Origin of the sequence: Leptospira soteropolitanensis (assembly GCF_026151655.1) — a bacterium.
Taxonomy (GTDB): domain Bacteria; phylum Spirochaetota; class Leptospiria; order Leptospirales; family Leptospiraceae; genus Leptospira_A; species Leptospira_A soteropolitanensis.
Genome location: NZ_JAMQPN010000003.1, coordinates 224183 through 247854 on the forward strand (window position 1 = coordinate 224183; position 23672 = coordinate 247854).

Sequence of the window (23672 nt, forward strand, 5' to 3'; positions counted from 1 at the left end):
TAATAAAGTAAACTTACTGGAGGAGGCAAAATGTATAAAACACACAGGGTTGTAATGGAAGAACTTGCGTCTTTTGCTTCTCCAAAATCCAAACTGAGCAAAATGATTCGGTCAAAAGAAATATTTCATTTGAAGAGAGGAGTTTTTCTCGAAAGAAATGATCAATCATATTCCAAGTTAAGTATTGCGTCGGTGTTATATGGCCCATCTTATATATCTTTTGAATCGGCACTTGCATATTACGGCATGATTCCAGAACGGGTGAAGGGAATCACTTCCGCAACTTACAACAAAAATAAAAATAAGAAGTTTCATACACCGATAGGCGAATTTTATTATTATTATCTTCCAAAGTTTGCGTATCCATTTGGAATTGTTTGCAAAGAGGAAAGAGAACAAGGCTTTTTAATTGCTACTCCTGAAAAAGCAATCCTCGATTTGATTTACAAAAATCCGAAGTTAAAAGAAGTAAATGAACTAAAGGATTTCCTTGTAGAAGACAAAAGAATTGAGGAAGAGTGGTTATCGAGACTAGATAAGTGTGAGGTGACAAACATAAGTTTATTTTATAAACAACCTCAATGTTTATTGTTCCCAAAAATGCTAAGGAAATATTATACATAAGCTAATCGAATGCTTTAAAACAATTTCGATTTCGCCAGCAAAAGCAGACATCCAACCATTTATAACGAATGCAAAAGTATTAGATTTTTGGTCACCAGATTTTTTTATACAAATTACAAAAGATAAATTAGAATAGAAAAAGTGTTTGTTCGATAGGAAAAATGAAACATAGTTTGCCTTTAGAATCTAAACCAAAAAGAGTAGAAATTCCAAAAATGACCAGTAAAATGGTCGTAATACTATTTAATGACTAATAAAATGGCCAATAGATTGGCCTTATCGAGTTTATGAAAATTACGAGAACCTATTCTAAAATGGCAAAGGAAGCATCTTTGTTACTGGGAAAAGAAATCCAAGTTGCCAGAAAGGAAAGAGCATGGTCGGAACAAGTGCTTGCAGATCGAATTGGAATTTCGCGAACCACTTTGCAAAAGATAGAGGAAGGTGATATGACAGTGGCCATTGGTTTGGTTTTCGAAGCGGCCGTGATACTTGGCATTCCCATCTTTCTGGAAGAGAATCCATCCCTTTCCAAATCCATTCGGAACACAACAGACAAGTTGACTTTGTTGCCTAAACGAATTCGTAACAAAACAAAGAAGGTGAAAGATGACTTCTAAAGAAGCCTATGTTTGGATTTGGTTAGAAGAGCAAGTAGATCCAATCGTCTGTGGAAGGATCGAAGAAGAGAATGGATTTTATTATTTTAACTATGGACGAAGTTATCTAGAGAAGTCAAAAGAGAATTCCAAAACCTTTTCCATCTATGAACCAGAGTTACCAATGATAGAAGGACGATTGCCTCTTCTTCCCCAACATAAGATGCCAAATGCCATTCGAGATGCTTCACCGGATGCTTGGGGAAGACGTGTCATACTCAATAAAATTTCTGGATCCAATGCAAAAGAGAAAGATACTAATGATCTCAGTGAATTGTTATATCTACTGGAATCCGGTTCCGATCGAATTGGTGCTCTCGATTTTCAAGAATCACCAACTGATTACAAACCAAGACAGAATGCAAATGTATCTTTAGAAGACTTACTGAGGTCATCAGAAAAAGTAGAGAAGGGGATTCCTCTCAGTCGTGAATTGGATATGGCACTTCTGCATGGAACTTCCATTGGAGGTGCGAGGCCAAAGGCACTTGTGGAAGAAAAAGAGACCAAGTATGTTGCAAAGTTTTCTTCGACAGATGATTATTACCATGTCGTGAAGGCCGAGTACATTGCCATGCGACTAGCAAAACTTGTGGGAATCGATGTGGCTCCAGTCAAACTCGTTCGAGCGGCAAACAAAGATGTGCTCCTCATCAAACGATTTGATCGAGTCCGATTGAAACATGGTTGGGGAAGAAAACGTGTTGTGTCTGCCTTAACACTCTTTGGTCTCGATGAGATGATGGCACGATACACAAGTTACGAAACTCTTTGTGAAATCATTCGCCATCGCTTTCAAAGTCCAAAAGAAACCTTAGAAGAACTCTTCCGAAGACTAGTCTTCAACATCCTTTGTGGCAACACCGACGACCATGCAAGAAATCATGCTGCCTTCTGGGATGGAAATTCACTAACGCTTACACCGGCCTACGATATATGTCCACAAGCACGTTCTGGTAACGAAGTATCCCAAGCCATGCTCATCTCTGGCGATGACAGAAGGAGTCGAATTGAGGTTTGTCTCAATGCTCGTAATCAATTTCTACTTTCGAAACTCAAGGCCATGGAGATTGTGAAACACCAAATCCATACCATTGAGAAAAAATGGAAGTCTGTTTGTGACGAAGCCGAGTTAAGCCAGGTGGATAGAAAACTTCTTTGGAAACGACAGTTTTTGAATCCATATTCGATGGGAGGTGTAAAGGGGTAGGAAAAAGTAAAAATGAGTAGTTTAAAATTGACTTTAAAACACTCATGAGTAGTTTAAAGTAGGCGTTAAATCACTCACGTATTAACCCTCCTTATTTGCGATCCCAAAATTAAATATTACTAGCATATCGAAAGGAAAGTTAATTTGCCAATTTGGATAAGAAAAACAAATAAAGAAAAAACAGAAAATTATCATCACCTAATGAAAGATGATTGGGATTTAACAAATAATTTCGAAGCCTTTAGTGATTGGATTCAATCTGTTGATGGCACGTTAGATAAAAAATTTGATTGGGTAGCAGATATAAGCTTCTCACCTCGACCAAATGCAACGGGAGGAGGTCCAGTCATCTCATTTGATTTAATGAAACTTTGTATTAAAAATAATATAGAAATATATATTTCAGAGTTTAATTCCTAAATTTAAAAGAATTTATTTCAATTTCGTCGTCATTCAAAAGGTCGAAAGTTGTAAAACCGATGAGTAAATCTAGAAGTTCCGTGACATTAAAACCAAATCTAATTCCATAATGAATCCCAAGCGAGGCTTCTAATTTCACTGGAGAGTCACATTTTGCTACAGATTGTTTTGAATCAGGAATTGATGGGATCGGTACGAACATTAAAATATTCAAAACTTGGTAGTCTTTGTTTAGGGTTCTCTCAGAAGGATGAATTTGACTATGGCCACTGGTATTAATCAAAATATTTGATATACCCATTTGATTAGCTGGTGATTCTTTTCGGACCATTGGAAAAATATCTATATTCTTACCATTTGATACTTCATAAAAACCGAAATGGCCATCTCTCATTCCAACACCTCTGGTATTTCGATCACTCTTTAATCCTCCTCCAATGCACCAGAAGAAGACATTTGCTCCAAAATTATTTTTTTCAATGCCTAGAGTAACAACATCACTCGTATCCTTCACTCTATTACGCATATATCGATTTGTACTCTCACAGTGTATGAGAATAAAGATAAAAAGAATAGTTAAAACTCGAATAGGACTCAAACGATTTTCCAGAATATCATTTAGAATATAATGAATCCTTTAGAGATTCAATTCAATTTGTATCTGTTCAAAAACTACTTAAAGTTTTTTGATCATCCGCTCTTTAAGTCCTACAAATTCGACAATACACCCTCGTTTACTGTCGAATTTGTCGAATTTGTCGAATTTTGCACCGAAAACAGCACGTAGGATTCACTTGGCAGGGAATGAATTTCTTGGGGTGCTGCATTGGTTCTATGCGACTCTATCATGATAACTCTTGTTTGAATTAGGAATCCTCGTTAGGTTTGGATCCTTTGGATGGTGATAATGGGGTCTTTTCTTTTTTGCGTTTAGTTTCCTTGGAAAAGGTATTGTTTCGAAGGGAGGAATGAAAGCGCTTAGATATTCTTGCAAATACCCACGTTTGTGGATCCAGTGCAACATACAAATGACTCGATGGAATAATTCAGAATTGGTTTCTGTTTCAGGGAATCTTCGATAAATCCTTTTTATAATGCGTTTGCTCAAATAGTGATTTGGTTCTGATACAAATCCAAAGGAGGATAAATCCCAATCCAGTTTATCCAATTCTTTGCCATGCTCTGGTGATTCTTCTCTTCCGCAGTATCCAAAGTATTTGACTCCATCTCCTTTTATTTTATCGAACCATAGTTTATTCGCCTTTCTTTTGGGGCCATTTAGTCTTGGCAGATTGAATAATGTATTCGCTAGATTTTCCTTTAATTTCCTTTTAAAGTTTCTGACTTCTCCTTTCGGAATGAATACATAACCGTGGAGGTGAGGGTTGTATTGTCCGTCGATTGCATTGCCTTCAAAGGTCGTGATTGGTAGTTCTAATCCTTTGATATGATTCTTGTATATATCGTAATTCATCCGTTTTAGTGTTTTTCGAAGAGCCTCTTTTAATTCCTTCATGTCGGCTTCTTTATCACCTCTAGTTAAGGTGAAAACATATCCAGTGTATCCACGTTTGCTATATACCGCTTGGTTCTTCTTATTGTATTCTTTTAGGCAATTCCAGGTTGTTCTATTCGTGACTCGTTTCACATCTCTTATGTTCATCGATTCATTGCCGTATTCTAGTTGAAGTTTCTTCCATTTTGCTTCACAGATTCTATTTAGGTTAATATTCTTTAACCTTTGTTTGGTTGTATCATTTGGGCATAGCTTGGCCATATACTTTTTTCTCCTTCTTCAAAAATTCGAAAGCCCGACAACAGATCACAAGGACTTTGGGTCATCGCACTTTCTGGGGTTTTCAAAAGGAGGCTGTTAGGACGCCAAGTGATAACCTTGACTAAATCCTAACGAATAATCGGATATCGGAGAACCGATATCGCATATTTTTGTAATTTTTTGTATTTTCGCTGTACGGAAAAAAATTTGTGAATTCGAAATTGTGAAGTTCAAAGAAAGGGCGGAAATTTTTTTGGTAAATCAGTATATTATAATAAATACATCTAATTCTATTCAATTTTGCTGCATTTGTTGCATTCAATTGAAGAATTTGTTTAAAGGATTTCCGTATTTACGGGGTTCTTCCGAGTATTTACTCGGAGAAACCCATGATTACACAAACGCATATTATGTGATGCAATTGATGCATGTCACATTGATTTCCTAAAAAATGGAAGAAAATCTAAAAGGGGAACCGATCTAATGAGTGGCTTCAACCAGTTCTAATTCATTTTGCGAAGAGGTGGTTTCACTAACTCCTTCGACTTTAGTTGGAAGGATCTGACTTCTTAGAAAAGCCTGCCGTTTTTGTTTTACTTCAACAAGCAACCTTTTAAACTCTGTATCATTCTTTGCCCATTGGGTGATGATCGTATGGTTCTTTTGGATTTGCTCGGCAGTCTTTCTATAACTGTATCCAACCAATATCATAAGAAGTGCTGTTTCTTTTTCCTCTGAAACACTTGGATACGGTCGAAAGTATCTAGGATTATTTAGCTGAGTTAGATGCATCAGCGCCTTCAGGTGGTTCTCATTGTCTGAATTTGGTAAATTTGGATTTAAATTTGATGTAATGGTTTGTTGCATTCATCGTTCTCCTTTTAATTCTAACCTAAATTTTATAAAATTTTCGAATATCGGAGAACTCCTTTTGCATTTTTTTTACATCGAATGCAAAAAATGTAAAATTTCCCAGAATGATTGGGCATCTACCGTAGAAAGTTTTTATACCTTTTCGGGTGTAATTCTGCAATATACGCCCATAATAGTCCCGATCGGGTATATTTTTCTTTACTTTTTATAATTTATACCCGATTAGGTATATGCATGGCCCAAGGTGATCTATCTGATTTTGTCAAAGGGGAAAGAAAGAAAAACTTTTTAACCCAAGAAGACTTGGCTCGCATGACAGGCGTTGGTTTACGCTTTATTAGGGAGTTAGAACAAGGGAAGCCCTCCCTACGGATGGACAAAGTGAACCAGGTACTAGAAGCATTTGGTGCAAAGCTAATCCCAGGTTCCATACCGAAAGGCGATGTAAATGAATCGTAAGGGAAAAGTTTTCTTTCGGGAGATTTTTGCGGGAGAGATCTTCGAGAATGAAAACGGTTATATTTTTCAATACGATACAAGTTATCTAAACAATGAAACTTATCCTCCAATTAGCTTTACTTTGCTTAAACGAAAGGAAGCATATCAATCCAAAACTCTTTTCCCGTTTTTTGATGGATTGATACCTGAAGGTTGGTTACTCAGCCTCACACAAAATATCTGGAAACTTAACAAAAAAGATCGATTCGGTATTCTATTAACTGTATGTGAAGATTGTATCGGTGCAGTCAGTGTCGTAGGGCAAAGTCGATGAAATTTTGTCTTTTATGTACAAAAGAAAGTGAAGATGATTTTCATCCAAAGTGTAGTAAACTTTTATTTGGGAAAAATCAAATTCCTGATATTGATATCGATATAAAATCGATACGTGATTTGGCAAAGAAAAATTTAGAATCCAGAATGACTGTTACCGGCGCACAGTCAAAGATCTCCCTTGATATTGATAATACGAACCCTAAAACTTCAAGGCTTACAATTGTTGGTTTCAAAGGAGAATTCATTCTTAAACCTCCCTCAGACGATTACGCCAATTTACCAGAGAATGAACATCTTACAATGTTACTCGCAAAAGAATTTTCTTTTCCTGTTGCGATCGCATCTTTGATTCGATTAAAGTCGGGTGAACTAGCTTATATCACAAAAAGATTTGATCGAGAGAGTGGCATTAAACTTGCCCAAGAAGATTTTTGCCAATTGACAGAGAGACTCACGGAAGATAAATACAAAGGCTCCTATGAATCGATTGGCCGTTGGATCAAACAAAATACAACTTCACCCGGAATTGATTTAGTTCGTTTTTTCGAAATGGTTATTTTTTCCTTTCTAACAGGAAACTCGGATATGCATTTGAAAAACTTTTCCATTCAAACTGATCTCGAAGGACGTGTCAAATTGGCACCGGCATATGATCTATTGGCAGTAAAACTATTCTTTATACAAGACAATGAAGAACTCGCTCTCACATTGAATGGGAAAAAGAATAAAATCAATCTAGCTGATATCAAAGCATTTGGGAGTACAATCCGTCTTTCGGATGAAGTGATTGAAAGAACATTGAAACAAATGCAGGTCAAGGTCCCTTTGCTTTTGGAAAAGATCAAACAGTATCCATTTTGGCAAAAGAATACCAAAGAATATAGCAAACTTATGAGGGAGAGAGCAAAAAGGTTAGGTTGGTAGGATTTAAGGCATCCAAATGAAATTTATATTGCTCTCACTTCATTCGTTGTCACTAAAGAAATCAACGTTCATCCAAATCATAATCTAATTTTAGAATTAAGTCAGATTCATCAAAACATGGCAATACAGATGGAGACAAATCAGCAATTCATACCATGTGCGAAGCTCATTTCCAAAGATCCAAATTCACAATGATCCATTCCCCATTAAAAACTTTAATATACTTCATTTCAAGTTTATCTGTTCTATTAGCATTGAGTGCGGATCAAAAGAAAAAAGAGAAAAAGGAACCTTCCCGGACAGCATGGATAATGGATTGTAAAGAAAGAAAAGCATGTTTTAAAAACTGTATGGAAATGAGAATAACACAAGGGCATTGGGGAGGAGATTATTTCGAGAATCAAATACGAATGGAATGTCTTCGAACATGCCAGCAAACAGTCGTGTGTTTGCCTGAATCAGATTAAATAAGGGGTTATGCGGTGGGAAGGGGATAGAAGAGGGGAATTAATACTTTGCTTTTCGGTAAGATAGGATATTATTTTTCCGAAATTAACCAAAAAATAAAGTTTAATGTTATATTATTTTAGGAAATGGAATTCGAATGGAAACACAAGATTTACTTAATAAGCTCAATGATAGTATTAAAAAAACATTAGAAAACTTAAAGTCAAAGTCAATAGAAACTTTGAATGGTAACATAATCTCTTCTTGGAATGAAACTTACAAATATGGTGGAACCAATATTTTTGAAACAACATTTGTGGACGCGCTTGTCCATTCCTTATCACAAGAAGAAAAAACTATTGGTTGGGAGGTTAATTATCCATGGAATACAGATGGTAAACCTTGGTATAAATGTAAGCTAGATTTAGGCCTTGGACTGATAGAAAATTCAAATACTGACGATCAAGCTTTGTTTGAAGTAGCAGTTGAAGTAAAGAGATTACCTACCAATTCTGATACTGGAGAGTTTTCTTTAGATTCAGAAATTTCAATCTGGCAAGATATTCTCAAATTGTATGGCTATCGTTTTCTAAATGATTCGAATAATACTAAATTAGCAGAAAAGGTAGGGAATAAGAAAATAATGTTAACATTTTCCTCAATTCCCCGTTCTAATTTTGAAAAGTTTAAGGCTAATATGACTTCGAAATATATGGATCTACAGTCATTAATCGAGTGGAAAAAAAAGAATAAAAAGTCCGATTTAAGCAGTGAGAATGATTTAGATTTCATTTTAAAAAATTTATTAAAGTGGAAAGTGGAATTAGAAAGAAGATTTCTTTTAGAAGATTGTAAACTTCAACTTGTGAAAGGAGATATTATTAAAACGATAGAATTTCTTCCACAAGATCCTGAAATACCTAATACAGAGGAAATTCTTGTAGTTAGTTTGCTTTATTTATAGAAATACTATTTCAACAGGTTATAGCTTCGCCCTATAAACTACATAAATGTTTAATTTATAAATTTAGAATTAGCTTTTGCGAGCTTACAAAATAAGAAAAGGCTAAGAATCATAAAGACAATCTATTTTACATGTCAAACTTAATCAAATAACTAGACAAATAAGAATTAAGATTGAAGATTCAAATAGAATGATCAAAAACTCCATAGAACAATACTTTTCAAATAAAAAATGGAATTATGAATCCTTTCTTGGCTGTGATGGTGGTAACCCAAAAGCATCCCTCTGGGTAATGGCAATTGAGTGGGGAGGAAATATGGAGGATGGTTTAGAAAAAGCCCAATATAATTTTGGAACTGACTATCCATATCGAGATGAAAAATGCGATATTCCTAAATCTTGGCTAACCAGTGCTTTCGACCTAAAATTGGTAGAATTTTTACATTATTATCAAGATAAAAACCAAACAACCATTTCGTTAGACGATAAAAAAGAATACCTAAAAAATACTCTATACAATAAGAATTCTCCAATATTCAAGCTGAATCTATATCCATTTCCAGACAATATGGTAGATGGTAAGTGGGAGCTACCGGCAAACAAAGAATGGACCAATAAAGTAATAAAAGAGAATAAAGAAGAGTATTATAACGAGATAATACAATCTGGACGACTAGCTTTTTTAAAAAAGCACTTCAATGATTCTAAAGATTCAAAAATATTATTAGTGATAGGAAGGGAGATAGAATATAATATCCGGATTGGTTTTAAAAATGTGTACAGATACAGTATTCGCCTTACACAATCCTCTAACTTAATTTAGATTATTGATCTTCTTCCATTTTTAATTCTCGGATTCGTTCTTGGAAAACTTGATAGGGAGTTCTTCCATTCATATTTCTTCCTTGGTGTGATCTTTCATTGTTATAGAACTTTAGATAAACCTGAAAATCTTTTTCCATCTCTTCTACAGTTTCATAAAAATTTGTTCTACCAGCGACTCTGAAGTGTTCGTCGAGCAATGTTCGATGAAGTCTTTCCACATATCCGTTGCTTTGTGGTCTTCTCACTTTTGTCGTTCTATGTTCGATATCTTCGAGTTGAAGGAATAATTCAAAAGGATGTTGGTCTTCTCTCCCACAGTATTCGCGTCCATTATCTGTAAGAATCGTTTTTATTGGAACATTGTGTTCTTCGAAAAAAGGAAGGACTTCATTATTCAAAGTTTGGACGGCAGTAATCGGCATTTTGGATGTGTGAAGAGTTCCCCATGCATATCTTGAATGGCAATCGATAACAGTCTGCAAATAGACTCTTCCTATTCCTTTCAATGTTCCTACCATAAATGTATCCATAGCCACTAAATCCCCTGTAAAATCAGCCTGAATGTGTCTATCGCGATATTCAGGATTGAATTTCTCTAGTAGTTTTATTTGGTTTTCATTTAATTCTATAGGATGCTCTTTAAGATGCTGATCGAGTCTTAAAAGTCGTTGGTGTTTTGTAAGAAGTTTAGTTCTTGTCCAAACTCCTCGGACTCCACCAGAACTTACACTGTGACCTTTCAAATTCAATTGTTGGGCTACACGTATGGAACCATGAGTTGGATTGATTAGGCTATAATCCAAAATCACTTTTTCGAGTTCTTCGGACAATCGGTTTGGATGAGGGTTAGTAGCACCAGAAACTCTGTCTATTAATCCTTCTGAACCAAACGTTTGGTAGTTTCTTCTAATCTCATAGAATTGCTGTCTGGAGTATCCCATGATTTTGCAGGCTTTGCTTACATTGCTTAATTCGTTTGCTAATTCTAACAAATTTAGCTTTCTTCTCGCTGCTTTGCCGCTTACGTTGGTATTGGTGGTGGTCATACATTTTCCCTCCTAGGAAATGACTTTGTGGTAAAAATCATTTTTCTAATTAGAGGATGTGTGACCACTGCTTCTTTACGAAACTGTCAGGTGAATACTATACTAGCACAAAAAATGAGATTCAAAAAGGAAAGGAAACTGAAAAAAAAATAGATAATTTAAAAAAAATTAGAATTGTTCCTTTGGAAAATGGGAAACATATTATCTTCTCACCTTTCTTTAGCACTCGTAGAAATTGCATTGGTAATAAAGATGAATTGAAGGGTCTTGTAAATATTTGTAAAGACTATTTGTAATGACCAAAAATATCATATTTTTGCAGTTAGAAAAAATCCAACTATAACTTTAATAGACGATGGGCATGCATCGTATTAGGATTTTTTGGGTCGCAAATCAAATAGGATTTCGCATATGCATATTTATCGTAATAGATATCTAAGACAAATGCATCGCTGACCTTTTTCGAATTGAATTGAATTTCGGTGGATTCGATGATTTCTCTAAACTCTTCACCTTCAGTTATAAGTCCATGAATGCCTCTTCCTGCCAAAAAAATTGGCTTTTTTGATGAAAGGGAAATGAATTCCAATAAACTCCTAATCCAAAGGTAAAATTGCAATTTCTCTTTTTTACTCCAATGATAAAGCACTGAATATAAGGGATTGATTGCAAAAACGGAAAAGAAATCATCAATCCCAAGTGATTTTACTCCTAGAGTAGAATATGTAACTAAAAACATGCCTACGATCTTTCCGGAAGTTTCATCTGTTATGCGAAAATTAAATAAATTGGATCTTAAGATTTCTTGTGGTCTACCCGCGAGGCAGATTCCACCCATATTCCCGTAATAGGAATCTATAAAGGATTTTGATGAAAAGAGTTTATACTTTCGTATTTTTGGTTTTTCAAATGATTTTGAAATTTGATCTAACCATTTTGCTTTTTCAGCTTCCATTTTACCAACTCTCAAAAGTAAGTTTAGAGCTGAATCCAAGGCCGGCAATTGTATCGATTGTTTTTTGAGAGATGAGTAGGGCTTTAGGATATCCAAAAATTCCGATTCCAGGTTATCAAAAAAGGAATTGATTTTCTGATTTGATTGAAAAGAAGAAACTAAATTTTTGCAAAACAGGATGAGAGCATCAATTTGGTATAACTGTAAATTTTCGATTACTATGTCCTGCGAAAGTAACTCTTTTCCAATGGAAATTTCTTCAGGTAACAAATTTGAATTTAGAAGATTTCCTACACTCATTTCGAATAAATTGTCCATTCGATCTACATTCTTTGATGAAAAGAATATGAGAAAGATGATTTGTTTTTCATAGCTCCAAGATTGGAAATTAGAATGCACACTTTCTAAATGTTTGATTCTGTTTTCGATATGTAAAATTGTTGTTTGTATTTTTGATTTTGATGAAGGTTCATTTGCATTTGCAATTTCATCTTTTTTTTTGGAAATAGACTTCTTCAAAGTAATCATTTCATTTCCTAAAAAGGGTAGGAAATCCGATAATTTATGATTCTCTAATTTCAGTATTGAAAATAGATTCTGAAATAATTGAAGATTTATTTTTTTTCGGATGATTTCAGTTCCTTTTGCATCTTTATTTTCCTTTTTGGTTTCTTCCCAATCGAAATTCATTTCGTAAGGTAATGTAGGCAAATGATTTGCTGCTGAGAATCCATAGAACAATTGTTCGAGAGTTTCCGATCTAAAACCTCCTCTTAGTCCTTTAATTTTGGACATTAATAGTATTTGATGGAACTCAGGGCAAATCGAATCAATCTGTTTCGTATCGTTTCTATTCCAAGATCTATCGCGACCATTTAAAATATCCTTCTGATAAGATTGAATCAGTTCTTTTTTTTCTGGATATTTGTGGAAAAAAGCCTCTAATAAATTAGAAATTGAACGGTTCTCCACTTTAGTTCTATCAAGATACTCATTCAGACGAAGGCGTGACGCAAATTTTTCAATTGTTTGATTTTGACCTAACGTTATAGAATTTTCGATATGAAAATCAGCTGTCTCATTCGTATTGTTGAAAAAGTAAATCAACCAAAACGGTTTTGGAAAATCAGGATGCAATCCATCATTGTTTTCGACTTGTTGGATAAATGCGATTCTGCTTGTTTCATTTGAACTTATAAAATTTTGAATATGCCATCGATACGTATAAAGACCTCCAAAATCAGGTAAAATTTCCAAAAGTTTGTGAATTTGTTGGATGAATGTAGGATTTACTTTTCTAAGCATCCATCTTACGATCAATTCAACTAAATAAATACCTGCTCTTGTTGGAAGAGTACTACGTACCACTCTAGTGAAACTCAGCAGTTCTATATAGATTTGGAAAAGTGTATAACCATCTTCCAATCGTTTTAGGTAACTATGGTGAAAGGATACGGGATAGAGCGTAAACTTAGGTATTTTTTTCCATGAAAAGATTTCATCTGGATAGATAGACAGAAATGCTTTTTCCAGTGGAGCCATTTCAGAAACGAGTTCTATAATTTGTTTTGCTTCTAATTTTTTTGAAAGTTGGGAAAGAAAAGGCAACACATTACTTTTGATAAAGTAAAAGGCAAGATAGTTATTGAATTCTAAGTTTTCCCAACTATTAGTATATTGCTTTTGAAAATTTAAATCCGATAACCGATTCAATTCCAATTTCGCAATGATGCCACCTACATATTTCGTTAGGATGATATCTCTTGATAATTTGAGTGGTCCATTCGAAATTATTTCATCCTGAAAGGATTGGGATCGTTGGACTTCTTTTAATACATTCAAAATCGTTTTCAAGGCAGGGAGGTGGTTCTTTACCCAAGTTCTCCAATTGAGATCGCCTTTAAGACGGGGTATGATTATGAATTTTAAAAACGCGGCCGGAGAAATTTTAGATTTAGCAATTTCAATCAGTAATTCAATGAAAGGCTGCAGAGTTTTTTGATCACCGTGAAATTTTCCTAATACGCTCTCTAAAGCTCCGATCCCTTTCCCTGGATTTAACCAAGCTTTATTCCCATTTTCACAATAAACTATAAAGAGTTCTTTGAGACCAATTTTATTAACTCTTTTTTCATCTAGTTCAACGAGAGCTCGAAATGGAAGTATCTGTTTTCGACTCATTCCACGAGCTTCCGCTTTTTTTATATAATTACGGAATCGAGTGATTTCCGAAAATTCTGTTTCAAATAAATCCACTTCAGAGATGGAAAGCGAGTTTTGCTCATCAATTTCTGTTTCAAATTCACTATTGTCATCTAGATCAAAATCAGAATCGAATTCGTTAGTATCACTCATCTTAAATTTCCTTAGATCTATCTGTATCTCAGGAATTAGTTTAACCGAAGAATTTGAATAAATCGGAAAATGTTTTTCCGAGATTAATGATCTGATACTATATTATAGAATTAGATTTCATACATGCAATTTTTACTTTATTGCTTGTAATTATTCTATATAAGAAATGGAGAAATCATGAGTGTAGATTCAAATGAAGAAACTATTTTTACTTTCTGGAACAGTTATCAAGAGCAATTTAAAGCTGATAATAAAAATATCCATCCTGATGATGAAAAAATATTGGAGAGCTTCAATTTCGAAGCCAAACCACTTTTTAATTTTGAATACCCACCTGGTCCTTATTTTGGACCATTAGAGAAATCAAAATTAATATTTCTTTATGGGAATCCCGGAGTTGATACTGATTCGAAGGAAGCATTGAAAAATCAAAACCATTTGAAATTGTTATATGATCAATTATCTGGGAGTGAAAGTTACCCAAGTATTCCAGGTTGGGTAAAATGGTATTCAAATAAGTTTAATAATTTATTGACAAGTGGACTAAAAGAATCACAGAAATCGGAAGTATTAGAGAAATCAAAACAATTCATCGCTGTATTTAACATAATACCATATGCATCAGAAAATATGGATCAGTTGAATAAAATTGAAAACTGCCTTAAAAGTAGCTGGCTTGCACAAAAATATCTACGGGAAACTTTAATTCCAGAAGCAAAAAGCGGAAAAAGAATGATAGTTGTTTGTCGATCAAGTCATCTATGGGGTCTTCGAAGTAATCATGGAATAGAAAATATCATAATGAATAAATCTAGAAATGGGATAGATTCTGAAAATATAGCCAAAATAAGAAAATGGTATCAAGATGAAATTTCTGTGATTACACATTGATACTAATTTTTGATTCTTTTATCATATTTCCTGCTTCAAATAATCTAAATAGGTATAGCTCCGCTCCATGAACTACAAATGCTCATTTTCATTATCTCTGATTGAAGTTAAATCTGAACTTCAGTTTCGAGTTTATGGATATTTTTATCGATCGATACTGCTTTGATTTGCAGTCGAGATTCTAAAGTTAAAAAAAGTGGAATACCTTTTCATAAATCAAAGTCGTTAGGGAGGTAAGTCAAAATGGGTAGGATGAATCTCCTTTATTAATTTTATTTCGTCATAACTTATTTGATTCTTTCTTTATGATATGCAAAGAATCGCTGAAAGATTTTTTTATAATTGAATCATACTCATCTCCCATTCCCAGTAACACATAATTTTCATTTTCGATTCTATATGATAATTTGACTTCTACTACTTTACACTTAATTGTTGGATCATAAAGCGCATCATTTCCAGTTACATTTATGGCTATGATAATATCAGGGTTAAAGACAGAACATGCATCAAGAATCGGAGTCGCTGCAGTTCTGTCAATTCCGGGATCAATAATTTCATTGGATTTTAACTTAAATATATATGGATTACTGATGCTATTGATTACAGCATTTGCAAGATTTCCTGATTTGTCAATTTGGAGTTCGACTCCTTGCCCTTTCTTTTTAAAATGTGAAGTCGCAAAATCGATTTCTAAATTCTGAATACGAGCACCATTGTAATATTCATTTAGGAAATATTGAAAATTAGAAATATCTTTTTCATTCACATTGGCTGCAGAACTCTCCGCTATTAGCATTCCACCTGCTATTCCTAAAAATGGATTAAGGAATGCTAATGCGAGACCACCTATGATTCCATCTTCCTCTGCTCTTTCCGTTTTTTTGTTTTTTATAAACTGAAAATAACTACTCATTAAATTTGAATAGAGTATTTGATAATCTTGATTTGGATATCTAGCATATAAAGAACCAATTAATGCACCTGTACTATTTCCATATACACAGTTAGGAGTAATATTTAAATAATTAATAGCTCTAAGGGCACCAATGTGAGATACACCTGCTAAACCACCCGTTGATAACACCAAACAAATTCGCTTGTTTTTGAATTTGTTTGCAAATTCTTCTTTTACTAAGTAAGCATCGAATACGTAGCCTTTGTCCCCATCGCTATCTTTAATCTTTACATACTGACCAAAAACATTATCAATATACTCAAAATTTTCAGTTTCCTCAAGGATGGTTACTCTCTGATTATTATAGAGCTTTTTAATCGGCCGACTTAATTTGTTTGGCTGCTCTCTTAATGTTAAGTGAGTCATAACACTAACTAAGGCAGGTTCGTTTTTTGAACAATTTGAGATTATGAAGAGAAGAAGAAGGAGGATTAAGATTTTTTTCATGTGGTAGCCTTTTGTAGTGGAATGGAATTTTTGATAAAGAGTAGGAGAGAGGGGGAATATAAAGTATTTTCATACCTAAACACCAATTGTAAAGGTGATCAACAGGGGTGAATAACTTGTAAGTGTGTCACCAATGTCCTGAAGCATACAATGAATGTATTGCTATAATTAACTAGATAACCGACGTAGGCTGGACCTAAGTCCCAGGATGGGACTTAGGAATTGGCCACGACAATTGCGTAAGCATAGGTAGTGCCAGAAGCGACGCGGAAAATTTTAGTTGAGCGCTGTTTCCCCGCCACATTCAAAAAGCGAGACATGGAGGTCGAACTTGAAATATGTAAAATTATATTCTCAGTTATAATCACCGGCAACCGAGCTATTGTAAAGTGCTTCAGCACTTGTAGCAACCTTAATTGCATCACGAACATCTGCACTGGTCAAATCCAGAAAACGCAACCTGCCGCCCGTTTCAGCAACGGCTTCAATTCGCCGAAATAATCCAGTATGGTTCTCGGCGAACTGTGCAAAGCCCTGCAATTTCGGTAGTGCGTCGGCCAAGTGAAAACCATGCGGATCAATGATGTCAACAACGATCTTTTCCCCTGCCTTGGCAATGAAAATGAAATCCGGGCGAACAATCTTTATGTCGTCGTTAATCGTGTAAGCTACGCCCAAAGAGTCCTGACTAGGACGGTCAGGATTTCGATACCAGAATTTGAAGCCGTCCCTTTGCTGCTCGGCCTTCAATACAGCTTTCTCCCACGTCCCCAGCTCGGCAGGATATAATCCTTGATCGTCGCAAAGCAAATGTTGTGTGAAGGTGGGAATATCTGTTTCAGCACCGTTTGTCTCACGGACCTTAGTAGGTTCGAAGCGTGACACAGGCCGCGCTAGATCCACGTCCTGTGGATCTGTGCTCAATGCAACGATTTGGCGATAAGCATCCTGTCGGTCGTGCGACAGTTTCTTGATATGACTACCAAAATCGCGAAACCACTTCTCAGTCAGTTTCTTGGCCTCCTTATCAAAAAGAATCTGAAGGTTCTCCATCAAGTGAAGAGTCGCCACGTCTTCACGTGCTTCAATCAATGCCTGCTCCATGTCGTCTTCCGCCTCTGGATGACGTTTTGCACGCTCCAGTGTGTAAGTCCGGGCGATGTCCGGACTGATAATCCTCGAAGTGCGGCGATATGCATCACCAATCACCACATCATCCGCTTCAGCAGTGAATGTTCCGTCACTGATCCCGCCACTACGCATGTCCGCAATTATCGTGCGACCTTCAACTGTCATGACAGACTTCCTCTTCTCTGCGAAGACTGTGGCATGATCAGCAATGAACTTATCCAAAAGCTTGTGCATGGCCTCATGGGCTATGCCACCGGCACCTGGTAGTATACCATCAGATGCCAATTCATGGGCAAAGGACGTAAGACGTATTGCGGGCTTTGCACCGCGTTGTGGTCGAGTCTGCGATGGCAGGGAAACAAACTTCTCCCAAACCTCTTCCGGCACAGCGGGATTAGGTTTCATTTCCTTTGGATTGATGAGAATGCGTCCAGTCGGTGGGTTTTCGGCTCCACCCTCACGCAAAGCCCTAACAACTGCCTCAACGGTTTGCTTGTTGAATTTCGGTAACAAACAATCAACGGAGTTGAGGCGGTCATTCCCTGGGATGCGCCTGGCCAACGGGGTACGTACCATACGCCCTAATAATTGGGCTATGTAGGTTTGATCAGTTGCGGACCGAAAAGAGATCATTACTTCAGCTCGAGGGCAATCCCACCCAGTGCTAATTGCATCCTTAGCTATCAAGACACGTACCCACGTGTCGTCTTGCACCCGCTGTGGCGGAATGTAAGGCACCGAATAATTTCCGAAAGTTTGCGTGGTGTGATCACCGAAAACATGTGCTACATTGTTTTCGGTAACTTCAGACCACCGTTGGAAAATAACATCCAAGGCCTGAGCAACATCCCGAGAGTTTGGTGTATTTGGTACTTGAAGCACCATCAGGGGTGTCACGAACTCATCGCTTTCCTGTTGCTTTGCATATTTTTCCCATTCGTCGGAAGCTTCTTTGAGCTTATCTGTAGCCCGACGCATCAAAACCGTATCAAAATCACCCACCACCTCATCGGGAATATCGAGAACGATGGTATCTTTGAGCAAACCTGACTCCTGCACGCGGGTTGCATCAACTGTTACTGGGGGCAAGGTAATACGACCTGTGGAGACTGCCATTGCATTATTAAAACGTTCGATCGTAGCGGAAATTCCCCAAACGATAGGAATTCCTGGAACTCCACCCTTTCCATTGATGAGCCGTTGAACAATAGTGCCTCTTTCTCCGTTTTGTGCTCCCATCCCCCGATGCGCCTCGTCCAAAACAAGATACAAGGAAAGTGCGGGGTCTTCAATAGTGTTCCGAATCGTTTCCCATATCGTGTGACTCCGTAAATCGGGTCGCATTGTGGGAAATATCCCTTCTTCTTCGTCCCCATCGAAGCCACGAACTAAAAGGCTATTCCTCCCGAGTTTCTGAGTATTCAGGAAATAGATTTTTCCTGGATCGAATTTCGCACGGTTGAAGGAGTTTTCTACGACCACCAGGTCTGTATGCCTTATTCGGTCAGAGGCTTCCATCAGACGAAAACGAGTTTGCTCATTGAGGGATGGATCATCACTGAACCAGATGACCACGGCTCCTGGATCGCGGTCGAAGTTGAAACCATCATCCCCATGAAATAATGCCTCAAAAACCGCAGCGGCCATCACTGTCTTACCCGCTCCCGTAGCAGCTGTAAGCGAGAAGGCGTGACGTTCGGCATCTTCGCGCCAGCGTTTGCGTGCTTTCCTCAAATTATTCAGCACGTCGATGACGGCCTCATTCTGGTAGTCTTTTAGGGTGAATTTCATGCGTCGTCTCCGTTTGCGAATGCAAAATTTGTCAGGTAAGACTCGTAGAGTCGGATTGCCTCTACCCCTTCGGGCAAGCGGCGAGCTAGTGATTGGAAGCGGAGCTCGTCGTCTGTGACGATGTAGGCGACACGCAGCTTCTCGGCTTTCCGAACGGCGTTTAGAAAATCCGTCGCCCGATCCAGCTCTATCAAAAGTCCATAGGTCTCAGCAACTTCCCATCCTTCTGATGGAAGCTTGTCGATACAGTTTCCGCTACTACCAGCACGCAGCCAGAGCAGAGGCGCGATGCGGGCGAAAGCGGTCTGGTAGCTTACCGCAAGCGGGGTCTCGTAGGTTAGTGTGAAAAACTCTGCATTCTCTTCAAAGCCGTCGGACATAGGAGTTTTTTCTGACTCTTTCAAAATGATTGACCCAAGCAGTTCTGTAACCTTAGTTTTGAGATCATTAAAGGTTTTGGTTGTAGCCGCAACTATGTAGAAATCAGTAATATGCTCCATTCCATCTAGTGCTTCTAACCATTCGCTCTCGTGCTCCGTATCAAACAAGACACTGGAAGTATGATCTTCACTAACAATAAACGGACAATCCCCTGTAACAAGACTTTGTGGAAGACCATCCACCAAAGCTACGAGTTGCTTCTTTTTGATGGCAGTATTAAACATAGTTGAATCTGCGAATCCAATGTGTTTGAAATTCCTAGATTTTTCTATGTCTATGGTATTGCCAGACTGATAAGTGCCATCAATGGGTGCACCTTCGGGGGTATTTCCAGTAATTGCTGCCTCTACACGGGGTTTGGTGATGTAATCGCAGATGCCATACCTTTCCCAGTCGGGGTCACCGGGTCGCAAATTCTGCTCTATTAATGCTTTTTGCTCCTCGGCGGCTACCTCGTTGTTTGTCACACAAATACACTGGCGATTGCCGCCATCCTGTTTGTTGAGAAGCATTAGAGCATGCGCAGTTGTGCCTGAGCCAGCGAAGAAGTCGAGAATGATGGCGTTTTTTTTGTTAGCGACGAATAACCGCAATGAATCTTCCACCACATATAACGACTTGGGAAATGGGAAGGATCTTGTAGTTAATAATGCACCTAAGATTTTCTTTCCGTGGTCAGGAGCACTATGACGACTCTCCGCCCATACTGTAGTGGGACGGGTCGTTTTCCCGCCTGGTGCGATGACTATATTTGTGCCATCATCTCGAACACCAGCAATGACGTACTCACCTGATTCGACTTTTTTTATTGCAGGTATTGTCAAATATGAGATCGCGTAAGGCTGCAGAGCATTTATGAGAGTAGCACGAGCGAAACCGCCATTTACCGCTTTCATAAGACTAGGACCTGTAAGACCCCATTCCATCTCGACTCCATCATCACGGACAGGAAAAACTGCAACAACACCTGGCGGTGGCAAAATGCTATCACGTGCTACATCATGAGCTAAAGGTTCGCCAACACCAGTTATCCTCGATGTGGCCGGATCCACAAAAATGGGATAAAACTGCCGTGGGCGAGTCCCGCGCACTGAATCATCATCTGAACGGCGCAAGTATGCCCATCGAACAGGTTGCCCTTTAGAGTTACTTACAGCTATCTCAGAGATGCTAGAGTCGCCAAACAGCACAAAATAGGCAAATTCATCAACCCTGGCGAACATATCAGGCCGAGATGCTCCCTTCGGATTAGTCGTGATAGAAACCATCTGAATTCTTGCTTCAGGAAACAATTGCTCCAGTAACAAACCCAACCGCAGGTATTCTTTCTCATCGATTGTTACTATTAGCACCGAGTCCGCAGGATTAAGTAACTCTTTGGCTACAAGTAAACGTCTCTCCATCATTGCGAGCCATTTGCTATGACGATACAAGTCTTCGCCCTCGACGTAATCGTTATTGTATTTCCAGTCTTTCGCACCCGTGTTATAAGGTGGGTCGATGTAAATGGCATCCACCTTACCCCGGTGCGTCCATGTAAGAGCTTTGAGAACGTGGTAGTTCTCACCATTGATTACCGTGTGGTATGGCTTTTCTTTACCGCGTGAGACTTTACCAGTGGATGTAAGCCCCGGATAAATCGTGTCGCCGAAATCTGCGACGACAATTAGATCATCCAAGGCAACGGTTTGGGTTTCGGCCTCTTCGGTGCCAGGCAAGACAAGATCGGCCTCGTTATTTCCCTTACGAATCGCTTTAACCTGCCAGAGCCTTTGATCGCCCTTAGTAGTCGTGCCTCGGGGTGGTAGCACGCGCACCTTGTCTCCCTTGCGGATGGGACGGTTAGGCAATTCAACGGCTTCAGGCTTATGACGTTCAAAATTCAGCCCGAATGACAGGCGAGACGAAAGGGCACGGAATTCTCGCTCCAAATCAGCACCCAGCTGCTGGTCTTCGGCCTTTGCTTTTCTAATGAGATCGGTAAGTCTAGACATTATTGCTTTCCCTTTTGCTAAGTCTTATAGAGGTCTTTGTATAGTGAAATGTCATATTTAAAAATATTATTTCATAAGCAATTGTTAGCAAACTTTGTAAGCCCACCTTATTTTAAATTTTGAGATGCCCGTAAATAAGATAATTTTCTTTAATAGTTTCACCCCCATGCTCTTTAACTTAAGCCGACATGGAGATCGCCATTAATTAAAAATTATACTTGCGATAAGGACGGTGCAATTGCACTTAACGAAGTTCCCTGGCCCAGAATCCCGAACGGGACCTTAGGGAATGGAACGACATTTGCGTAAGCAGCGGGAGTGCCAGATGCCTATGTATCGCAGAACTAGTGAGGCCGTAGGCGCCGAATCTCAGAGATTTGTCGCTGTTATCTGCTGTGCCGCGAGAACATATTTGGTTTTTAGGGTTGATCAGATGTGTTTTATTGGTTAGATTAATTATCTGATTGAAAAATAGATGCTAGATAAGGATCCAACATTTTTTTTACTTTCTTGTATTGATTTTCTTTGAGTAAGTTTTTTTTCCCTTCTAAGTGTATAATGTCTTTATTGTGCTGTAAGGAATGTAGTTCTTCAACTCCAAGAATAATTTGACTATCTTTAAGTTGATTTTCTTGTATAAAAGTTAGAATTGCCTTGTGGTTTAATTTATCCTGCGCTTGCTGATTAGGAGAATCAATAATTATTGGGCAAAATAAACCTGATCCATTTTTTATAATAGTTTCTAAATATGCGAAGTAGTAAGCTAACAATGCTCGAGGACCGAGGCTTCCTAATTCACGGATATTCCCAGCTATATTTTTGAATGTTTCTTCGGAAACACCAGAAGCATTTAATGATTTAACATTGTCACGCATAGATTTTTCAAAAGTGGCAATTACTATATTTTTCTTTTCTTCATTACTAAATTCCTTTAAATGCTCATCAATTTTATGAATTTTATGATTTCTATTCCCTAATATTTTTATCAGTCTTTCTCTGAAATTATTAAGAGTATTTTGAGCTTCATTCTTGCCTTCAATTTCTAGATATTTTTTTAAGCTAAGTTTTTCGTTGTTACTTTCCAGTTCTGTATTTAAGAATGAAACTTCTCGCTCAATATTATTGAGTCGATTTTTAAAATTAATTATTTTTTCCTCATAAGATACTTTTTCATTTTGAACGTCAGTGAGGAATTCGATACATTCTTCTTCAGAGTTTGCAAGTGTAAATCTTGTCTCAAAGTCGTTTTTATAATCTGCTCCGCAAGTAGGGCAAAATATAATTTCAGGTAAAGTTAAAGAGTGCTTATAGTTTTTATTTATACTTTGAATTTTACTTTTTAGTATTGACTCTTGTTGAGTCAATGAATGTAAATGTTCGATAAGTTTTTGATATTCTAATCGGACAGCATCTTGTTTAATTCTTAAATCCATTAAACTTTTCATTAGCTTTTGGATTTGAATTTTATATTTTTCTTCATTAAGTTCTGGTATAATGTTCTTATTTCTTTTTCTTATTGTTTTTCCTATGCGCTCGTATTGTAATATTTGTGATTCAGTTTCCTTAACCCTAGATTTTAAATAATCCCGTTTGCTTTTATAAGTGTAATACTCGTCAGATTTAATGCCAGAATGATAGTCAATTAGAGGACTTTTCCAATTTGTAAATTGTTCGAGACTTGAAAAGCTACTCCATGCATCCACCCAACTTTTGTCCTGATCGAAGTAAAAAGGTAGGAAAATAAAGGCAGGAGGAGGTATGACTGCTTTGTTTTTTCTGTCTGTTAAAATTAATCTATACCCAAGGATTTTAGATAGTACGGGGGTAAGCTCTTTTCCTACAGAAGAATAACTTCCAATAAGCCCAGATTCTTTTGAAAAAATTGAAAATTTATTTTTATACCTCAAAATTGAATATTCCTTTAAATCAACATTAAATTTTACACAGACTATTGGATCAAGAGTCACCCAATTTTTATGCATCTTTATTGGATCTGCACCAAAAGCCCAATAAATTGATTTAAGTAAAGTGGATTTTCCTGATTCATTTCCTCCGTGAACTACTGTCAGTTTTTTTCCTACTTTGAATTGGAATGCTTTCTTCTCTTTTAGAGTTAGAATTAGAATTTCGTTGAATTTTAAGTTTCTCATATTCTTTTTTCCGTAA

19 protein-coding genes are annotated in these 23672 nt (G+C 37.2%); 10 read left to right on the forward strand and 9 right to left on the reverse strand.

All coding sequences use genetic code 11. From position 1 onward, the window contains the following. The first annotated feature begins 30 nt into the window (after positions 1–30). The 4 genes from ND811_RS09545 to ND811_RS09560 all read left to right on the forward strand — a co-directional run bounded on the left by ND811_RS09545 (position 31) and on the right by ND811_RS09560 (position 2913). Positions 31–624, forward strand: a complete 594-nt coding sequence (locus tag ND811_RS09545; RefSeq protein ID WP_265351933.1) for a type IV toxin-antitoxin system AbiEi family antitoxin domain-containing protein — start codon at positions 31–33, stop codon at positions 622–624. 287 nt (positions 625–911) lie between these two features. Beyond that, positions 912–1244 carry a helix-turn-helix transcriptional regulator gene (locus ND811_RS09550; RefSeq protein ID WP_265351932.1) on the forward strand — a complete coding sequence of 111 codons (333 nt, stop codon included), beginning with the start codon at positions 912–914 and terminating at the stop codon, positions 1242–1244. Continuing rightward, positions 1234–2493 (forward strand): type II toxin-antitoxin system HipA family toxin, encoded by a 1260-nt coding sequence (locus ND811_RS09555; RefSeq protein WP_265351931.1) that lies wholly within the window; start codon positions 1234–1236, stop codon positions 2491–2493. The genes ND811_RS09550 and ND811_RS09555 overlap by 11 nt, the downstream gene beginning before the upstream one ends. A 144-nt stretch (positions 2494–2637) precedes the next feature. Beyond that, complete coding sequence (locus tag ND811_RS09560; protein WP_265351930.1) at positions 2638–2913, forward strand: hypothetical protein; 276 nt, start codon at positions 2638–2640, stop codon at positions 2911–2913. Here the strand turns inward: ND811_RS09560 and ND811_RS09565 are convergent. The 3 genes from ND811_RS09565 to ND811_RS09575 all read right to left on the reverse strand — a co-directional run bounded on the left by ND811_RS09565 (position 2903) and on the right by ND811_RS09575 (position 5557). After that, positions 2903–3439: a hypothetical protein gene (locus ND811_RS09565; protein WP_265351929.1), complete on the reverse strand. Its 537-nt coding sequence runs from the start codon at positions 3437–3439 to the stop codon at positions 2903–2905. The two genes, ND811_RS09560 and ND811_RS09565, sit on opposite strands and share 11 nt — an antisense overlap. Positions 3440–3745: 306 nt before the next feature. Next, complete coding sequence (locus tag ND811_RS09570) at positions 3746–4690, reverse strand: hypothetical protein (RefSeq protein ID WP_265351928.1); 945 nt, start codon at positions 4688–4690, stop codon at positions 3746–3748. 480 nt (positions 4691–5170) lie between these two features. Further along, on the reverse strand, positions 5171–5557 hold the full coding sequence (locus ND811_RS09575; RefSeq protein WP_265351927.1) for a hypothetical protein: 387 nt from the start codon (positions 5555–5557) through the stop codon (positions 5171–5173). Positions 5558–5797: 240 nt separating this feature from the next. Here ND811_RS09575 and ND811_RS09580 point away from each other — a divergent pair, with 240 nt between their 5' ends. From ND811_RS09580 to ND811_RS09600, 5 genes are all read left to right on the forward strand, one after another. Then, positions 5798–6022 (forward strand): helix-turn-helix transcriptional regulator, encoded by a 225-nt coding sequence (locus tag ND811_RS09580; RefSeq protein WP_265351926.1) that lies wholly within the window; start codon positions 5798–5800, stop codon positions 6020–6022. Further along, the gene (locus ND811_RS09585; protein WP_265351925.1) at positions 6012–6335 is read left to right on the forward strand and encodes a HipA N-terminal domain-containing protein; all 324 of its coding nucleotides are present in this window, start codon (positions 6012–6014) and stop codon (positions 6333–6335) included. Before ND811_RS09580 ends, ND811_RS09585 begins: the two co-directional genes overlap by 11 nt. Next, a complete protein-coding gene (locus tag ND811_RS09590; RefSeq protein ID WP_265351924.1) occupies positions 6332–7261 on the forward strand; it encodes a HipA domain-containing protein in 930 nt (309 codons plus the stop codon). The genes ND811_RS09585 and ND811_RS09590 overlap by 4 nt, the downstream gene beginning before the upstream one ends. Before the next feature lie 604 nt (positions 7262–7865). Next, on the forward strand, positions 7866–8672 hold the full coding sequence (locus ND811_RS09595) for a hypothetical protein (protein ID WP_265351923.1): 807 nt from the start codon (positions 7866–7868) through the stop codon (positions 8670–8672). A 190-nt stretch (positions 8673–8862) separates the two neighbouring features. Further along, entirely contained in the window at positions 8863–9495 is a 633-nt protein-coding gene (locus tag ND811_RS09600; RefSeq protein ID WP_265351922.1) for a hypothetical protein, read from the forward strand. A 1-nt stretch (position 9496) separates the two neighbouring features. Here ND811_RS09600 and ND811_RS09605 read toward each other — a convergent pair whose 3' ends face one another. Together ND811_RS09605 and ND811_RS09610 are read right to left on the reverse strand one after the other, a co-directional pair. After that, on the reverse strand, positions 9497–10543 hold the full coding sequence (locus ND811_RS09605; RefSeq protein WP_265351921.1) for an IS481 family transposase: 1047 nt from the start codon (positions 10541–10543) through the stop codon (positions 9497–9499). Positions 10544–10880: 337 nt separating this feature from the next. After that, a complete protein-coding gene (locus ND811_RS09610; RefSeq protein WP_265351920.1) occupies positions 10881–13853 on the reverse strand; it encodes a hypothetical protein in 2973 nt (990 codons plus the stop codon). A gap of 177 nt (positions 13854–14030) precedes the next feature. Here ND811_RS09610 and ND811_RS09615 point away from each other — a divergent pair, with 177 nt between their 5' ends. Then, the gene (locus tag ND811_RS09615) at positions 14031–14744 is read left to right on the forward strand and encodes a hypothetical protein (RefSeq protein WP_265351919.1); all 714 of its coding nucleotides are present in this window, start codon (positions 14031–14033) and stop codon (positions 14742–14744) included. 280 nt (positions 14745–15024) lie between these two features. On the opposite strand, the gene ND811_RS09620 is transcribed toward ND811_RS09615, so the two are convergent. The 4 genes from ND811_RS09620 to ND811_RS09635 form a co-directional block, all read right to left on the reverse strand. Further along, on the reverse strand, positions 15025–16149 hold the full coding sequence (locus ND811_RS09620) for a patatin-like phospholipase family protein (protein ID WP_265351918.1): 1125 nt from the start codon (positions 16147–16149) through the stop codon (positions 15025–15027). Between the two features lie 354 nt (positions 16150–16503). Further along, on the reverse strand, positions 16504–19071 hold the full coding sequence (locus ND811_RS09625) for a DEAD/DEAH box helicase (protein ID WP_265351917.1): 2568 nt from the start codon (positions 19069–19071) through the stop codon (positions 16504–16506). After that, positions 19068–21506, reverse strand: coding sequence for a site-specific DNA-methyltransferase (locus tag ND811_RS09630; RefSeq protein ID WP_265351916.1), 2439 nt, complete (start codon positions 21504–21506; stop codon positions 19068–19070). The genes ND811_RS09625 and ND811_RS09630 overlap by 4 nt, the downstream gene beginning before the upstream one ends. Before the next feature lie 452 nt (positions 21507–21958). Beyond that, positions 21959–23656: a coiled-coil domain-containing protein gene (locus ND811_RS09635; RefSeq protein ID WP_265351915.1), complete on the reverse strand. Its 1698-nt coding sequence runs from the start codon at positions 23654–23656 to the stop codon at positions 21959–21961. Positions 23657–23672: the final 16 nt, after the last annotated feature.

What these genes read in the sequence shown, in the direction of transcription:
- ND811_RS09545 (WP_265351933.1), top strand. Translation starts at nt 31, where the DNA reads ATGTATAAAACACACAGGGTTGTAATGGAAGAACTTGCGTCTTTTGCT.
- ND811_RS09550 (WP_265351932.1), top strand. Translation starts at nt 912, where the DNA reads ATGAAAATTACGAGAACCTATTCTAAAATGGCAAAGGAAGCATCTTTG.
- ND811_RS09555 (WP_265351931.1), top strand. Translation starts at nt 1,234, where the DNA reads ATGACTTCTAAAGAAGCCTATGTTTGGATTTGGTTAGAAGAGCAAGTA.
- ND811_RS09565 (WP_265351929.1), bottom strand. Translation starts at nt 3,439, where the DNA reads ATGCGTAATAGAGTGAAGGATACGAGTGATGTTGTTACTCTAGGCATT.
- ND811_RS09570 (WP_265351928.1), bottom strand. Translation starts at nt 4,690, where the DNA reads ATGGCCAAGCTATGCCCAAATGATACAACCAAACAAAGGTTAAAGAAT.
- ND811_RS09575 (WP_265351927.1), bottom strand. Translation starts at nt 5,557, where the DNA reads ATGCAACAAACCATTACATCAAATTTAAATCCAAATTTACCAAATTCA.
- ND811_RS09580 (WP_265351926.1), top strand. Translation starts at nt 5,798, where the DNA reads ATGGCCCAAGGTGATCTATCTGATTTTGTCAAAGGGGAAAGAAAGAAA.
- ND811_RS09585 (WP_265351925.1), top strand. Translation starts at nt 6,012, where the DNA reads ATGAATCGTAAGGGAAAAGTTTTCTTTCGGGAGATTTTTGCGGGAGAG.
- ND811_RS09590 (WP_265351924.1), top strand. Translation starts at nt 6,332, where the DNA reads ATGAAATTTTGTCTTTTATGTACAAAAGAAAGTGAAGATGATTTTCAT.
- ND811_RS09595 (WP_265351923.1), top strand. Translation starts at nt 7,866, where the DNA reads ATGGAAACACAAGATTTACTTAATAAGCTCAATGATAGTATTAAAAAA.
- ND811_RS09600 (WP_265351922.1), top strand. Translation starts at nt 8,863, where the DNA reads ATGATCAAAAACTCCATAGAACAATACTTTTCAAATAAAAAATGGAAT.
- ND811_RS09605 (WP_265351921.1), bottom strand. Translation starts at nt 10,543, where the DNA reads ATGACCACCACCAATACCAACGTAAGCGGCAAAGCAGCGAGAAGAAAG.
- ND811_RS09610 (WP_265351920.1), bottom strand. Translation starts at nt 13,853, where the DNA reads ATGAGTGATACTAACGAATTCGATTCTGATTTTGATCTAGATGACAAT.
- ND811_RS09615 (WP_265351919.1), top strand. Translation starts at nt 14,031, where the DNA reads ATGAGTGTAGATTCAAATGAAGAAACTATTTTTACTTTCTGGAACAGT.
- ND811_RS09620 (WP_265351918.1), bottom strand. Translation starts at nt 16,149, where the DNA reads ATGAAAAAAATCTTAATCCTCCTTCTTCTTCTCTTCATAATCTCAAAT.
- ND811_RS09625 (WP_265351917.1), bottom strand. Translation starts at nt 19,071, where the DNA reads ATGAAATTCACCCTAAAAGACTACCAGAATGAGGCCGTCATCGACGTG.
- ND811_RS09630 (WP_265351916.1), bottom strand. Translation starts at nt 21,506, where the DNA reads ATGTCTAGACTTACCGATCTCATTAGAAAAGCAAAGGCCGAAGACCAG.
- ND811_RS09635 (WP_265351915.1), bottom strand. Translation starts at nt 23,656, where the DNA reads ATGAGAAACTTAAAATTCAACGAAATTCTAATTCTAACTCTAAAAGAG.